At 61.6% G+C, this 13805-nt stretch carries 14 protein-coding genes; 6 read left to right on the top strand and 8 right to left on the bottom strand.

Annotated elements, in window-relative coordinates; translation table 11 throughout:
- Positions 1-121: 121 nt before the first annotated feature.
- Positions 122-934 (bottom strand): crotonase/enoyl-CoA hydratase family protein, encoded by an 813-nt coding sequence (locus ACOQOT_RS05290; protein ID WP_420561333.1) that lies wholly within the window; start codon positions 932-934, stop codon positions 122-124.
- Positions 935-1173: 239 nt separating this feature from the next.
- On the opposite strand from ACOQOT_RS05290, the gene ACOQOT_RS05285 reads away from it, so the two are divergent.
- Positions 1174-2736 carry a sensor histidine kinase gene (locus tag ACOQOT_RS05285; RefSeq protein WP_420561332.1) on the top strand — a complete coding sequence of 521 codons (1563 nt, stop codon included), beginning with the start codon at positions 1174-1176 and terminating at the stop codon, positions 2734-2736.
- Positions 2737-2740: 4 nt separating this feature from the next.
- Here ACOQOT_RS05285 and ACOQOT_RS05280 read toward each other — a convergent pair whose 3' ends face one another.
- From ACOQOT_RS05280 to ACOQOT_RS05255, 6 genes are all read right to left on the bottom strand, one after another.
- Positions 2741-2935, bottom strand: coding sequence for a YqaE/Pmp3 family membrane protein (locus tag ACOQOT_RS05280; RefSeq protein ID WP_420561331.1), 195 nt, complete (start codon positions 2933-2935; stop codon positions 2741-2743).
- 135 nt (positions 2936-3070) lie between these two features.
- Complete coding sequence (locus ACOQOT_RS05275; RefSeq protein WP_420561330.1) at positions 3071-4201, bottom strand: acyl-CoA dehydrogenase family protein; 1131 nt, start codon at positions 4199-4201, stop codon at positions 3071-3073.
- 169 nt (positions 4202-4370) lie between these two features.
- Entirely contained in the window at positions 4371-5564 is a 1194-nt protein-coding gene (locus tag ACOQOT_RS05270) for an acyl-CoA dehydrogenase family protein (RefSeq protein ID WP_420561329.1), read from the bottom strand.
- A gap of 216 nt (positions 5565-5780) precedes the next feature.
- The gene (locus ACOQOT_RS05265) at positions 5781-6647 is read right to left on the bottom strand and encodes an enoyl-CoA hydratase/isomerase family protein (protein WP_420561328.1); all 867 of its coding nucleotides are present in this window, start codon (positions 6645-6647) and stop codon (positions 5781-5783) included.
- 115 nt (positions 6648-6762) lie between these two features.
- Positions 6763-7659, bottom strand: a complete 897-nt coding sequence (locus ACOQOT_RS05260) for a LysR substrate-binding domain-containing protein (protein ID WP_420561327.1) — start codon at positions 7657-7659, stop codon at positions 6763-6765.
- Between the two features lie 36 nt (positions 7660-7695).
- Positions 7696-8688: a nicotinate-nucleotide--dimethylbenzimidazole phosphoribosyltransferase gene (locus tag ACOQOT_RS05255; RefSeq protein WP_420561326.1), complete on the bottom strand. Its 993-nt coding sequence runs from the start codon at positions 8686-8688 to the stop codon at positions 7696-7698.
- Between the two features lie 163 nt (positions 8689-8851).
- Here ACOQOT_RS05255 and ACOQOT_RS05250 point away from each other — a divergent pair, with 163 nt between their 5' ends.
- Both ACOQOT_RS05250 and ACOQOT_RS05245 read left to right on the top strand, forming a co-directional pair.
- The gene (locus ACOQOT_RS05250; protein WP_420561325.1) at positions 8852-9661 is read left to right on the top strand and encodes a hypothetical protein; all 810 of its coding nucleotides are present in this window, start codon (positions 8852-8854) and stop codon (positions 9659-9661) included.
- Between the two features lie 11 nt (positions 9662-9672).
- Entirely contained in the window at positions 9673-9870 is a 198-nt protein-coding gene (locus tag ACOQOT_RS05245; protein WP_420561324.1) for a DUF1289 domain-containing protein, read from the top strand.
- A gap of 1 nt (position 9871) precedes the next feature.
- On the opposite strand, the gene cobA is transcribed toward ACOQOT_RS05245, so the two are convergent.
- Positions 9872-10801 carry a uroporphyrinogen-III C-methyltransferase gene (gene cobA / locus ACOQOT_RS05240; RefSeq protein WP_420561323.1) on the bottom strand — a complete coding sequence of 310 codons (930 nt, stop codon included), beginning with the start codon at positions 10799-10801 and terminating at the stop codon, positions 9872-9874.
- 224 nt (positions 10802-11025) lie between these two features.
- Between cobA and ACOQOT_RS05235 the strand changes: the two genes are divergently transcribed.
- The 3 genes from ACOQOT_RS05235 to ACOQOT_RS05225 all read left to right on the top strand — a co-directional run bounded on the left by ACOQOT_RS05235 (position 11026) and on the right by ACOQOT_RS05225 (position 13803).
- Complete coding sequence (locus ACOQOT_RS05235; protein WP_420561322.1) at positions 11026-11721, top strand: retropepsin-like aspartic protease family protein; 696 nt, start codon at positions 11026-11028, stop codon at positions 11719-11721.
- 123 nt (positions 11722-11844) lie between these two features.
- Entirely contained in the window at positions 11845-13344 is a 1500-nt protein-coding gene (locus ACOQOT_RS05230) for a phosphomannomutase/phosphoglucomutase (RefSeq protein WP_420561321.1), read from the top strand.
- Positions 13345-13374: 30 nt separating this feature from the next.
- A complete protein-coding gene (locus tag ACOQOT_RS05225) occupies positions 13375-13803 on the top strand; it encodes a PaaI family thioesterase (RefSeq protein ID WP_420561320.1) in 429 nt (142 codons plus the stop codon).
- Positions 13804-13805 lie beyond the last annotated feature (2 nt).

The following is a 13805-nucleotide window of genomic DNA, read 5'->3' as shown; positions in this document are numbered from 1 at the left end:
GCCCCGGCGGCAAATGCTTCCTGCCGTCCGATTTGCCAAATAAGCAAAGGAGATAGCGGCAATCCGCCGCCCTACCTCGTTGTTCGTTTTTGACAAGCCGCTGGACGAATACGGTCAGCCCTCAGCGCCCCTTGAACTCCGGTTTACGCTTCTCGAAGAAGGCGTCGAGCGCCTCCATATGGTCTTCCGTCCCGTGGGCCAGCGCCTGCATGGAGGCGGACATATCCATCACCGTGTCGAACGTGCCGGTAATGCCCGCCCGCATCAGCCGCTTGGTCATGCGCAGCACGTCCGGCGGCTGATTGCAGATCTTGGCAGCAAGCTTCTGCGCTTCGCCCATCAGATCGTCATGGGGCACGACGCGGGAGACGAGGCCCCAGTCCTGCGCCGTCTGCGCGTCCACCACGTCACCGGTATAGAAAAGCTCGGCGGCGCGGGCCATGCCGATGATCTTGGGCAGGAGCCAGGCCCCGCCATCGCCGGGCACGAGGCCGATCTTCAGGAAGGTCACACCGAATTTCGCGCTGTCGGAAGCAATGCGCGTGTCGCACATGCAGGCGACATCATTGCCAAGACCGATGGCCGGGCCGTTGACGGCGGCGATCACCGGCACTTCCAGGCCCCAGACGGCGCGCACGATGCGGTGAATGCGGTGCCGGTAAGTCTTGTCGGCGATGGCGATTTGCGGCCCTTCGAAGGCGTCCGACTTCTCGCGCATCGCCTTGATGTTGCCGCCGGCGGAAAAGGCGGAACCCGCGCCCGTCAGGATTACACAGCGCACATCCCGGTCTTCGTTGATGCGGTTTGCCGCCTCGGTGAAATTGTCCGCGTCCTCCGGCTCGCCCAGCGGATTGCGCATATCCGGCCGGTTGATGGTGAGCGTGACGATGGGGCCGTTCTTCTCGAAAAGCAGCGCGTCTGAAATGCCGGACATAAATCCTCCCTGAATTTTCTTTGGTTACCGTCCTTATACACCGCCGGGGGGAGCTCAAGTAAATCTTTGAAAACGCGCCATTTTGCCAAGTTATCCCCAGCCGCCCGGCAACGCTGCGTCAATTTTCATAAATTTTAATCTGAATCTCCAAGCGCTTGTTAAGAACTTTCGCGGAGGCTGGCGCCCGCACAACGCAGCTCCGCCAAGGAGCCATTCCGCAACAGGGAGGGGGTTTACCGATGGGCCGGTTCAAGGTTCTGATTTCGGCATTGCTGCCCAAATCGGCCACGACCGATATCTCCACCGTTGCGCACACCGTCGCCATCGGCACACCAGGCGCCGGCAATAAATCTGCCGCAGGCGGCGCCCGCATCCGCGCCGAGCAGCTCAGAGTCTTCGCCGAACTGCAATCGCGCGCTTTCTATTTCGCCCCGCCCACCCTTGCCTTTTTCGCCGCGTCCTTCGCCATCGAATGGGTGAACCCCTGGTACGCCGCGCTATGGTGGGCCACCATGATGGTCGTGATGATGGCCAATCATCTGACGGTCAGAAAGTTTCTGGCAGAGCTTGCGCGCCGAACCGATTTCTCGGACGAATGGGAACGGCAATGGCACTATGTGCTCGCAACCGCCAGCATGACCGTCTCTCTTACCTGGGCAAGCTTCGCCTTCATTTTCTGGGTGGACGGGAACTTTCTCAATAACGCGCTCATCATCGCCGCGCTGACGTCCTCCACCGCCCCGCTTGCCATTTTCAGCTGCTCTTATCATCCCGCCTTCTATACGACCGTCGCGCCGATCTGCGGCGCCACGATCCTCAGGCTTTTATGGACAGATCAGCCGGTCAATTGGATGGGGGCCGTGGTCTTTTTGCTCTTTACCGCGCTCCTCTCGCGCATGTGCGCTTTCGTCAACGACTTCCTGCAGCGCTCTTTCTATCTCGCCGATGAACGCAAGGGTTTGATCGACGCGCTCTCGCGGGAGAAAAAGGCGCTGGACCTTGCCCGGCGCAAAGCGGAAGACGCAAGCCGCGCCAAGACGCTCTTCCTTGCCAATATGAGCCATGAGCTCAGAACACCGCTTAATGCGATTATCGGTTTTTCCGAAGTCATGCATTCTGAGCTTTTCGGCAAGCACGCCCATGACAATTACAAGCAATATTCCCACGACATCAATTCAAGCGGACAGCACCTCTTAGGTCTCATCAACGACATTCTCGATCTCTCCCGCATCGAGGCGGGGCGGATGGATTTTTCCGAAGAGCTTCTGGAGATCGAATCCGTGGCGCGCGATTGCCGCAAGCTCGTGGATCTGCGCGCTGCCGTGCACGATGTCCATATCGTCGAGGATTTCGAGACGCCCCTGCCGCTTCTAAAAGCCGACGGGCGCGCCATCCGGCAGACCTGGCTCAACCTTTTGACCAATGCCGTGAAATTCTCGCCTCATGGCCGCTCGGTTTACATGGTGGCAAGGCGGCTTGACGACGGCAGCCTGGTGATCGGCGTGCATGACGAAGGCCCCGGCATTGCCGAGGATGAGATCGAGCATGTCATTCAGTCATTCGCGCAAGGGGCCGCCGGTAAAAAGAACCCGGGCTCAGGCACCGGGCTCGGTCTTGCCATCGTCAAAGGCCTTGTGGAAGAGCATGGCGGCGAGTTCCGCCTGACAAGCCGGCTTGGCGAGGGTACACGGGCGGAGGCGATTTTCCCGGCGGACCGCACGATCGATAAGCACAGCCCCGTCAACGGTACGATCAAAGACCGGGGCACGCTCGAAGACGGGCAATCCCGCCTCGCCGTCTGATCCTTCAGGAGCGCCCGTCCAGCGCGTCCCTAATCTTCTTATCCGTGTTGTACTGGCTCAGCGCATAGACAGACCAGATCGCTGCGGGAATCCAGCCAATCAGCGTCAGCTGCAGAATGAGGCAGATGATCCCGGCAAAGGGACGGCCGATGGTGAAGAATTGCAGCCAGGGCAAAAGCAGAGCCAGCAACAGACGCATGGGATCATCCTCCAATAACGCGGGTGCCCTGCTTATAGCGGCGGGGATACGCCAAGGGCAAGAAAGCACGTCCCCTTTAACGCAAAAGAAAAGGCCGCCCGGAGGCGGCCTTTCCGATAGATCATTGCGGCACGCTTAGGCGGCGCTGGAATAACGCTTCAGGTGATGGTCGACATTGCCGAACTGCGTGTCGATCATGGTCAGGCGCTTGAAGTAATGGCCGACGCTCAGCTCGTCGGTCATGCCCATGCCGCCGTGAAGCTGCACGGCCTGCTGGCCGACGAAACGGCCGGCCTTGCCGATCTGCACTTTGGCGCCGGAAGCCGCTTTCTTGCGCTCGGCTTCTTCTTCCTCGACCTTCAGGTTCACCATGTAAGTCATGGAAACGGACTGCTCATAGGCCATGAACATGTCCACCATGCGGTGCTGCAGCACCTGGAACTTGCCGATCGGCACACCGAACTGCTTACGCGTCTTACAATATTCGACGGTGGCTTCGTTCAGCTCTTTCATGCCGCCAATGGCTTCGGCGCTGAGCGCGGCGATGGCCTGGTCGGTAACTTTTTCGACGAGCGCCAGGCCCTTGTCGACTTCGCCGATCACGGCATCGGCGCCCACCTTGACGTTCTCGAAGGTGATTTCCGATGCGCGGCGGCCATCGACCGTCGGATAGTCGCGGGTGGAAACCCCATCAGCGCCCTTGTCCACGATGAAGACGGTAACGCCGTCACGGTCGCGCTGACCGCCGGAGGTGCGGGCCGTCACGACCAGCTTGTCGGCCCAGGGGGCTGCCAGCACGACGCATTTGTACCCATTGAGCACGAAGTCGTCGCCGTCCTTCTTCGCCGTCGTCTTCAGATCGGCGAGATTGTAGCGGCCCTGCGGCTCGGCATAAGCGAATGCCCAGATGTTCTCACCGCCGATGATGCCGGGGATCAGCTCTTCCTGCTGAGCGGGCGAGCCGCCTTCACGCAGGAAACCGCCGGCAAGCACCACGGTTTCAAGGAACGGCTCGACGACGAGATGGCGGCCGAACTCTTCCATGATGATCATGGTGTCGATGGCGCCGCCGCCCAGACCGCCCATCTCCTCGGAGAACGGCGCGGCAAGCAGGCCGAGCTCGGCGAATTGCTGCCAATAGTCCCGGCGGAAGCCTTCGTCGCTGGCGACGATCTTACGGCGGGTGTCGAAGTCGTATTTGTCCTGCAGGAAGCTCTGCACCGTATTCCGGAGCAGGGTCTGTTCCTCGCTAAACGAAAAATCCATCTCGCTACCTTCCCTGCGTTATAGCCCTAACGCGCGTTTGTTTGTCTCGGTTCCGCTGCCCCGAAGGGCCCCCTCGCGGGCCGGCTGGCACCGGTCCCAGCGCGGGACCGGACGCCAATTTCTTTTTCCGGCCCGCTAAAGCGCGAGACCGGGCGATCTGGCCCTTTTGTTAGAGGCCCAGCACCATTTTGGCAATAATGTTGTGCTGAATTTCGTTGGAGCCGCCATAGATCGCGGTCTTGCGCATATTGAAGTAATTCTGCGACTGACCGGCGGCATATTCGGGTCCCGGTACATATTCGTTACCCGTCCGTTCATGTCCGTGCGGGGCATAAACGAAGCCATAATGGCCCACGGCCTCCAAAGTCAGCTCGGTAATGCGCTGCTGGATCTCCGTCCCCTTGATCTTGAGGATGGACGATTCGGGGCCCGGTCCCTGGCCTTTGCTCTCTGCAGCCAGAGTGCGCAGCTCGGTGAATTCCAGTGCCGTCAGGTCGATCTCGACCTCGGAAATCTTGGTCGAAAACTCTTCCTGGTCAAGCAGCGGCTCGCCGTCCACCAGTTCCGCCTTGGCGATGTTTTTCAGCCGCTCGATGGCTTTTTTCGAGCGTGCGACGCCGGCGATGCCGGAGCGCTCGTTGCCGAGCAGGAACTTGGCGTAGGTCCAGCCTTTGTTTTCCTCGCCGATAAGGTTTTCAGCCGGCACTTTCACGTCTTCCAGGAAGACCTCGTTCACCTCATGGCCGCCATCCATGGTGATGATGGGGCGCACGGTGATGCCCGGCGTTTTCATGTCGATGAGGAAGAAGGAAATCGCGTCCTGTGCCTTGGCGTCCGGATCGGTCTTGGCCAGGCAGAACATCCAGTCGGCATGCTGGGCGAGCGTCGTCCAGGTTTTCGAGCCGTTGATGATGTAATGATCGCCTTCGCGCACGGCTTTCGTGCGCAGGCTGGCAAGGTCGGACCCCGCGCCCGGCTCCGAATAGCCCTGGCACCACCAGTCGTCACCCGACAGGATGCCCGGCAGGAAGCGCTTCTTCTGCTCTTCATTGCCGAAAGTGTAGATCACCGGGCCGACCATGGAGAGGCCGAAGGGCAGAAGCGGCGTCGTTTCGGCGCGCGCGCATTCCTCGTTCCAGATGTAGCGCTGGGTGATGGACCAGCCCGTGCCGCCATATTCGACCGGCCAATGAGGAACGATCCAGCCCTTCTTATAAAGGATCCTGTGCCACATCAGGATCTGCTCTTTGGTCATGTCGCCGCGCGTTTTCAGATCGCGCAGCTCTTGGGGATAATTATCCGCGATAAACGCGCGCACCTCGTCACGGAAGGCGATCTCTTCCGGGGAAAAGCTCATATCCATGGCACCAACCTCCAGTTTCCGGCGCCCGGCGGGCCGCCGCGTTTCCTCTGTTTCTTTGCCCGTGTCCTGAAAACGGCTCCGGGCTCCGAAAAAAGGAGCCCGGCCGGGCGATTGGCCGTGAGTTTACTGACAATGTGTCAGGTTTCAAGAAAGATAAGCCGACCGCTTTCAATATCCAGCCGGGCGCCAAAAATCTTCGCGGAAATTGCCGCAGGGTCAGACCGGCCCTTTGCCTATGCGATGCGCCTTCATGAAGCCGCGGATCGCCTCTTTATGAGCCGCCGTGGTGAAGCAGATGGGCTCGGCATATTCCTCCATGGCGAGCGCCTCCTCCCATGACATATCCACTGCCCGGCGCATGAGAGGTTTTGCCATGGAGAGCAGCCCCTCCGGCAGCGCCTGCGCACGGGCGGCAAAGGCGCGGGCTTCTTCCAGCAGCGTCTCATGGGGGACGACTTTGTTGAGCAACCCGAAATCATGCGCCTGCCCGGCGGAAAGCTCCTCCCCGCTCAAATAGAGCTCCATGAAACGGTGATGGCCGATGCGCCGGGAGAAGAGCCAGTTCGTGCCCACCTCCGGCAGAAGCCCGATCTTGGCAAAGGCCGTGACGAGCCGCGCGCGCTCGGAGGCCAGAATGATGTCGCAAGCAAGTGCAAAGGCAAGGCCGACGCCCGCAGCAGGCCCGTTCAGCGCGGCGATGCATAATTTATCGCTGCCCGAGAGCGCGCGGGCGACGCCGCCGAACTGATAACGGATCCAGCGCCACATGCCGATAGCCCCTTCCCGTCCCTCTTTCAGGATCGTATCGGCAAATTCCATGAGCCGCATATCGCCGCCTGCCGAAAAAGCCGGATCGCAGCCCGTCAAGATGAGCACCTCCACATCCGGGCGGCGCAGCGTTTCCTCTATGCGTTCGCGCAGCTGATAACAAAGCGTCGCGCTCAGCGCATTATAGCTTGCCTGATCGTCCATTGTGACGGTGGCAATTCCTGCTTCTACTTCCACTCGGACAAGTACGCGTTCATCGCGCATGGCGCTTTCGATGAGGTTCCGGTAGCCGGGGGTCTTTGCCGTATTTTCCATGACGCTCTCCTTTCGCTGAAAATCAGCATCCGGGATAAAGCGGAAGGGGCGCCGGGCCGCGCGAATTCACGGCAACGGGGCGTTGAGGAATTGGAAAAGGCGGCGGCGGCCTATATTAGAGCGCGCTATTGCTGACTTTTGCGCGCGCGCAAAGCCATTCGCGCAATTGCCGGATGGGCTCTTCCTCCCAGCGGCGCGGCTCGGCAACGAAGTAAAAGGCGCGGCCAAGATCGAGCACCGGCAAGTCCGCCTGCGTAAGACGGCCCGCCTTCAGATACGGTAAGGCAAGAATGCGCGGGGCGAGCGCGGCGCCAAGACCGCTTGCCGCCGCCTCCAGCATCAATTGCGCGTTCTCGAAAATGTGGGGCTCTGAAGGCGCGGCAGACATGCCCAGTTCATCGAAGAAGCCATGCCAGGCATCTTCCGCGCCGCTGACACCGAGAAGCGGTGTTTTGCTCAGCGCTTCCCCATCCAGCGGCTCAGCCGCAAAGACCGCAAGCGCGCCGTCGATCAGCCGCTCGGCTTTCACATCTTCCCAATTGCCGAGCCCATAGCGGATGGCGGCATCCACTGCGCCGCGCTTGTGCCGCGTGACATGGGGACCGGTTTCGATTTTCAGATCGAGGCCGGGATGCGTGTCATGGAAATTCCTCAGCTCACCGATGAGCCAGAGCGCGGCAAGCGATGTGGGCAGATGAAGAACGAGTTTGCCGCTTTCCGCTTTTGCGGGCGGCGCGAGGATGCGTCCAAGTTCATCGACAATGGGAGACAGCTCGGCAAACAGCGAAAGGCCGCGCGGGGTAAAGGAAAGCGACGCGCCGCTGCGCAGAAACAATGCTTCACCGACCAGCGCTTCAAGTCCCGCCACCCGTTTGGAAAGCGCGGAGACGGTGAGGTTCAATTGCTCGGCGGCACGGGAAAAACTTTGCGCCCGGCCCACCGCGACAAAGGCCTCAACCCCCAGAAGGCTGGGAAGACGGCGGGAGGACGATGGTTCAGGCGGCGTGCTCACAGTCCTTCCCTCTTTAATGCGCTCTTGGCGTGCGGATCAGTTATTCCCATCCTCGCGCGGCGCGGTCTGCTGCACGATGGCGACAGCCTGTTTGAGCTGGCTTGCCGCGAGCGCTGCGCCCAGCCCGTGTTCCGCCTCGATAGCGTAATTCAGCACCGGCTTCAGGCCGAGCTCTTTCAGGAGCCGGTCATGAGCAGGCCCCGCACTATGCGCGGCCATGCAATGATCGAGCGCGCGCGGATTGGCCTTGAAGAGCACTGCCGCCGCTGCCGTGCTGACGAAACCGTCAAGCAGCACGGGGATGCGCTGGTAGCGCGCCGCGAGAATGGCGCCTGCAATCGCCGCCATTTCACGCCCGCCCAATTTGCGCAGCAGTTCGAGCGGATCATTGCCTTCTTGCGTGCGCGCCAGTGCCGCCTCGACCAAAGCCTTGGCAGGCTCGGCGATATCGGGCGTCAAGCCTTCCAGCCAATCTTCCGCTCTGCCGCCAAAAAGCGCGGCGGCAAGGGCGGCGGCGACCGCGCGGTTGCCGCTGCCCACCGCGCCGAGGCAGAGAAGGTCGGCGCCGCCCGCAATCGCTTCCATGCCGAAGGCCATGGTCGCCGCGCAGGCCGGTTCATCCAGCGCGTCTTCCTCGCCGATATCCGGCGTCGGCATATCGAGCGCGAGATCGAAGACTTTCAGTCCCATGCCGATCTCGAGAGCTATCTGATTGACCGGCGCGCCGCCTGCCGCCATCAGCTCCACCTGCTTTTGCGTATCCGGCTCACCGGCGGGCGCAAGGCCGCGGGCAGCCGCGCCGTGGGTGGAGGCGAAAACGGCAAGCAAGGGGCGCAGCACCATCGGGCCTTCCGCCTGCCAGGCGGCCAGCCATTCGGCCATTGGCGCCAGGCGGCCAAAGGCTGCAACGGGCCAGGCGCGCGCCGCCGCTTCATCGCGGGTCTTCACCCATCTTTCTTTATCGGGACCCGGAAGCCCGGAAAGAAGATTTCGAATATCATCGAAGGGAAGTCCGCTGGCTGCGCGCATAAGAAACTCTGTCCCGATTTCCGCCCTTCACGCCTCCGCCCCGCGCGGAGAGTTTGAATTGGCGGCAATCCTGTCTAAATCTGAAGCACGGGATGCAAAATACCCTGAAGAAACAAAAGGGAAAGATCGACGCCGTGCAGGGCGTTCCTATACCTTATTGCGTATGACACACAACCGCCAAAGCGATGCCGAAGACAGCCAGGATCCGCGCCAGGGCCCCCGCCACTGGCAGGATGTGAACCCGGCTGCCCTTTTTGCCGACTTTAAAAGCGCCCTTTCCGCACTGACCCGGCTGCGCGCGCCCGAAGCGGAGGAAATGCCGCCGCGCGCCCAGCGGGCCTATCCTTTCGCCGGGGCCTTGATCGGGCTTCTTGGCGGGATCGGCTTTTTGCTGGCAAGCGGCATCGGCCTGCCAGCCCTTGTTTCCGGCGCGATTGCCGTCGGGCTCATGGTGACGGCAACGGGGGCGCTTTCCGAGCGCACATTCGTCAAAGCCATCGACCGGCTTGCGAGCCAATCCAAAGGCCCCCGGCTCGTGGGCGGGGAAGCAGCGCCCACCGGCATGATCGCGCTCGTGCTGATCCTCATCGCCAAGGTAAGCCTGATTGCAGGGCTCGGTGAGATCGGCGGGGCGGGCCTTGCGCTGACCGTGCTCATTGCGGCGAGCGCCGCCGGTTACACCGGCCCCGTCAGCGCGCTTCACTTTGCTTATAATGTCGATGAAGACGCGCCCGACCGGCCGACAGAAACCGTCGTACTGCAAGCGCTGATCTTCTGCGCGCTCATCGCCTTTCTCACGCTCTATGTCTGGACGGCGCTGGCCGGACTGCTCGGCGCTTTCATCGGTGTCATTCTATCCGGCATTCTTGCCGTGCGCCGGGGCAAAGCCTTTCTGCATGATTCCCTCGCCATTGTGGGCGAGACGACCCAGATTGCCTTTCTGGCGGCGAGCTATATGGTGCTCACCGGATAGAGAGGCAGGTCATGACGGAAGAAATCGAAAGTCCCTGCATCGGGGTCTGCGCGGTCGATGGACGCAGCGGCCTATGCGAGGGATGCGGGCGCAAGCTGAAAGAGATTGCCGGCTGGCGCGGCTATAGCGCGCCGGAGCGGGCCGAGATCATGGCCGCCTTGCCGGAACGCATGAAAGCGGCCGGCTTTAAAATCCGCGAGCGGACCTGACTTATCCTGCGTCGCGGTCGGCTTTCAGGCCGAGCGGGTTTGCATCGAGCACCTTGCCGGAAAGCGCGCCCAGCCAATCGAGCCCCTGGCGCAAACGCACGACTTCCCCGATGACGACGATGGCCGGCGCCTTGAAGCCCGTGCGCTCGATATCGGCGATGACGCTGCCCAGATCGCTTTCCAGAGTTTCCTGATCTTTCAATGTCGCGTTACGCACCAAGGCGACGGGCTCATCGGCACTGCGCCCGTTCTCGCGCAGGATGTCGACAATGCGCGGCAGATGGGCAAGCGCCATGTAAAGCACGATGACCGGCGAGCCCTTGGCGATCGCCGCCCAATCGAGATGTTCGGGCACTTTGCCGCTTGCGGTGTGGCCGGTGACGAAAGTGACGGCATGGTTCGTGTCGCGGTGGGTGACGGGAATGCCCGCATAGCCAAGACCGCCGACACCGGCGGTGACACCCGGCACGATGCGGAAGGGGATGCCGGCTTCGACAAGCGCCAGGCCCTCTTCCCCGCCCCTGCCGAAGACGAAGGGATCGCCGCCCTTCAGCCGCAGCACGCGCTTGCCCGCGCGGGCAAGCTCGACAAGGCGGGCGGAAATATCGCGCTGCTTCGGGCTCGGCTTGCCGCCGCGCTTGCCGGAATATTCGAGCGTGGCCTTCGGCGAGGCGAGTTTCAGCACCGCCTCATCCACCAGGGCGTCATACACAATCACATCGGCCTGGGAGAGCGCATTCCAGGCATGGAGCGTCAACAGCCCCGGATCGCCCGGACCGGCGCCGACAAGCCAGACCCAGCCAGGCTCGAACCCAGGCAGACCAAGGCCTTCAGCCGCGCGGTCAAGCGCGCTGCCTGCGTCTTTTTCAGACGCCGAGGCGCTGGAAGTGCCCGCCCCAGAAGGACCAAGTGGGATGATATCTGCCGCCATGAATTCACTCATTATTTGCGTGAATTAAATCAATTCACACTGCACCACGTAAATAATCACTTATCCCCGCCTCTGCAAGCCCCTGCGATACTGGCGCCAGACCGCCACTTTAACCGGAAAGCGCCCGAAAATCCGCTTTTGCGGAATCACGAAAACCGCCGGAGGTTCAAATCCGCCCGAAAGAGGGAAAGAAACGGCAATAATTTGGAGGCTACACTCACCCCATGAGAGACAATCGCTGGACATGGCTCGGCCTTTTCGGCCTCGCGCTCGCCGCGCTGATTTATGTGCTTCATTCGCGTTATCCGGGCGTTCTTGGCCGGGAGGACGCGCAGATGCGCCTCGTTTACGCCGTGGCGCTGCTTTCCTTTGTCGGGGGCAGCTTCGTGCTCGGCTGGCGGGGCAGCGCGGGCCTGGCGCTGAAACAGGCCCTCGTCTGGGTGACCATCGCGCTCGGGCTGATCATCGGCTATGGCTACCGGGACGCGTTTTATTCGCTGGGGGCGCAGGTGCGCTCCGAACTTGCCCCGTCAAGCCCGCAGCAGACGGGGCCGGGCACCGTCACGCTTGCCTCGACGCGGAACGGGCATTTTCTCGCAGACGCCCTCGTCAACGGCACGCATGTACGCCTTCTCGTCGATACCGGGGCGAGCGATGTGGCGCTGACCATGGAGGATGCGCGGCGGCTCGGCTTCAAGCCGCAGGAGCTTTCCTACACCGTGCCCTATCAGACCGCGAACGGGCTTGCCTTCGCCGCGCGCGTCACGCTCGATGAAATCAAACTCGGGCCCATCACCCAACGCAATGTCCGCGCCTCGGTGATGAGCCAGGGGCTCGACCAGTCGCTGCTCGGCATGAGCTTTCTGGGGCAATTGCGCTCGCTGGAAGTGCAAGGCAGCCGGCTCATCCTCAAACAATAATTTCAAAGAGCAGCGGGCAAGGCGGCCTTCGCCCCTGTTACCGGCTGCCGCTTCGCTGTATCTTACCGGCTCTTTCAGGGCGCCGTCCGGCGCCCCTCATCAGCTCATTGGGGATGTGATTTCATGCTGCCCGTACCGCGCGCCGATCTGAAACCGAATACCGAAGCCTTCGAGACGACGCCGCTCGTCGCGCCGACCGGCTTTCGCGAATATGATGCGCGCTGGCTCTTTCCCTCGCAGATCAATCTGCGCGGCGTGCAGGCGCTCGGCCTCGGGCTCGGCACGCTGATCCATGAAATGGGTATCGAATCGAAAATTTCCGTCGGTCACGATTTCCGCGGTTATTCGGGTTCGATCCAGCAAGCGCTGATGAACGGGCTGATGGGCGCGGGCTGCGAGGTGTTCGATATCGGCCTTGCGCTGTCGCCGGTCGCTTATTTTTCGCAATTCGCGCTCGATGTGCCCGCCGTTGCCATGGTGACGGCAAGCCATAATGAAAACGGCTGGACGGGCGTCAAGATGGGTGTCGAGCGTCCCCTCACCTTCGGGCCGGATGAAATGTCCCGGCTGAAGCAGATCGTGCTCGAAGGCGCTTATCAAACACGCAGCGGCGGGGCCTATCATTTCATCGAGGATATGCGCGAGCGCTATATCGAGGACCTGACGAACCGTTCAAAGCTGAAGCGCAAACTGAAAGTCGTGGCCGCCTGCGGCAACGGCACGGCGGGCATCTTCGCACCGCGCGTGCTCGAGGCCGTCGGCGCGGAAGTCATCGCGCTCGATTGCGAACTCGATCACACCTTCCCGCGCTACAATCCCAATCCGGAAGACATGGAAATGCTCCACGCGCTGCGCGACAAGGTGCTGGAAACGGGCGCCGATGTCGGCCTTGCCTTTGACGGGGACGGCGACCGCTGCGGCGTGGTGGACAACGAAGGCGAGGAAATTTTCGCCGACAAAGTGGGCGTCATGCTCGCCCGCGATCTTTCCGCCCAATATCCAGATGCGCAATTCGTCGTCGATGTGAAATCCACCGGGCTTTTCATGACCGATCCGGTGCTTTTGAAAAACGGTGCCAAGACCGATTATTGGAAAACCGGCCATTCCTACATCAAGCGCCGCTCGCACGAACTGAGCGCGCTGGTCGGCTTCGAAAAAAGCGGGCACTATTTTTTCAACCGGCCCATTGGGCGGGGCTATGATGACGGGCTGGTTTCCGCCATTGCCATTTGCGACATGCTGGACCGCAACCCGGACAAGAGCATGGCGGACCTGAAAAACGCCCTGCCCAAGACCTGGGGGTCGCCCACCATGTCGCCCTATTGCGACGATGAGAAGAAATACGATGTGGTGGACCGCATGGTGACGCTCTTTACCGCCATGGCGGATAAAGGCGAGAAGCTGGCGGGACAGAAAATTCGCGAGCTTGTGACCGTGAACGGCGTGCGCATCGTGCTGGAAGACGGCACCTGGGGGCTTGTGCGTGCCTCCTCCAACAAGCCCGGCCTTGTAGTGGTGGTGGAAAGCCCGACCTCGGAGGAAAACATGCGCGCGATCTTTACCGAGATCGACACGCGCCTTTCCGCGCAGCCGGAAGTGGGCGAGTACGACCAAAAAATTTGATGGGGAAGCCGGCAGCGGGGGGGGCAAGCCATGACGGACGATATTCCGGCCGGGTTCGAGCCGATCGATCTGGAACGCCAGGATATTGTGAGTTTCGAGCGGCATATCGGCCCGCTCTATCAGCGCGCCGATGAGCCTGAGGGTAAAGCCTGCTGGGGTTTCCGCGCCGCCGCCCATCACTGCAACCCTTACGGCATGTTGCATGGGGGCATGTTGACCAGCGTCGCCGATACGATGATGGGCAGCCTCGTTTTCCACGCGCTGCAGGGTAAGCCCTGCGCGACGATCAGCCTGACATCGGATTTCATCGGCGCGGCGAAAGCCGGAGACTGGATCGAAGGGCGCGCGGAAGTCCTGCGCATGGGCCGCGCCGTCTGCTTTTTGCGGGCGGAAATGCGCGCGGGCGAGCGCCTGCTCATGAGCGCAAGCGGCGCCTGGGCCATCATTCAGCCGCGCTGAGC

This window comes from Tepidicaulis sp., assembly GCF_965222285.1.
In the GTDB taxonomy this organism is placed as follows: Bacteria; Pseudomonadota; Alphaproteobacteria; order Parvibaculales; family Parvibaculaceae; genus Tepidicaulis.
Note: the sequence above shows the minus strand (reverse complement) of the source record. Positions and strands in the feature narration are given on the sequence as shown.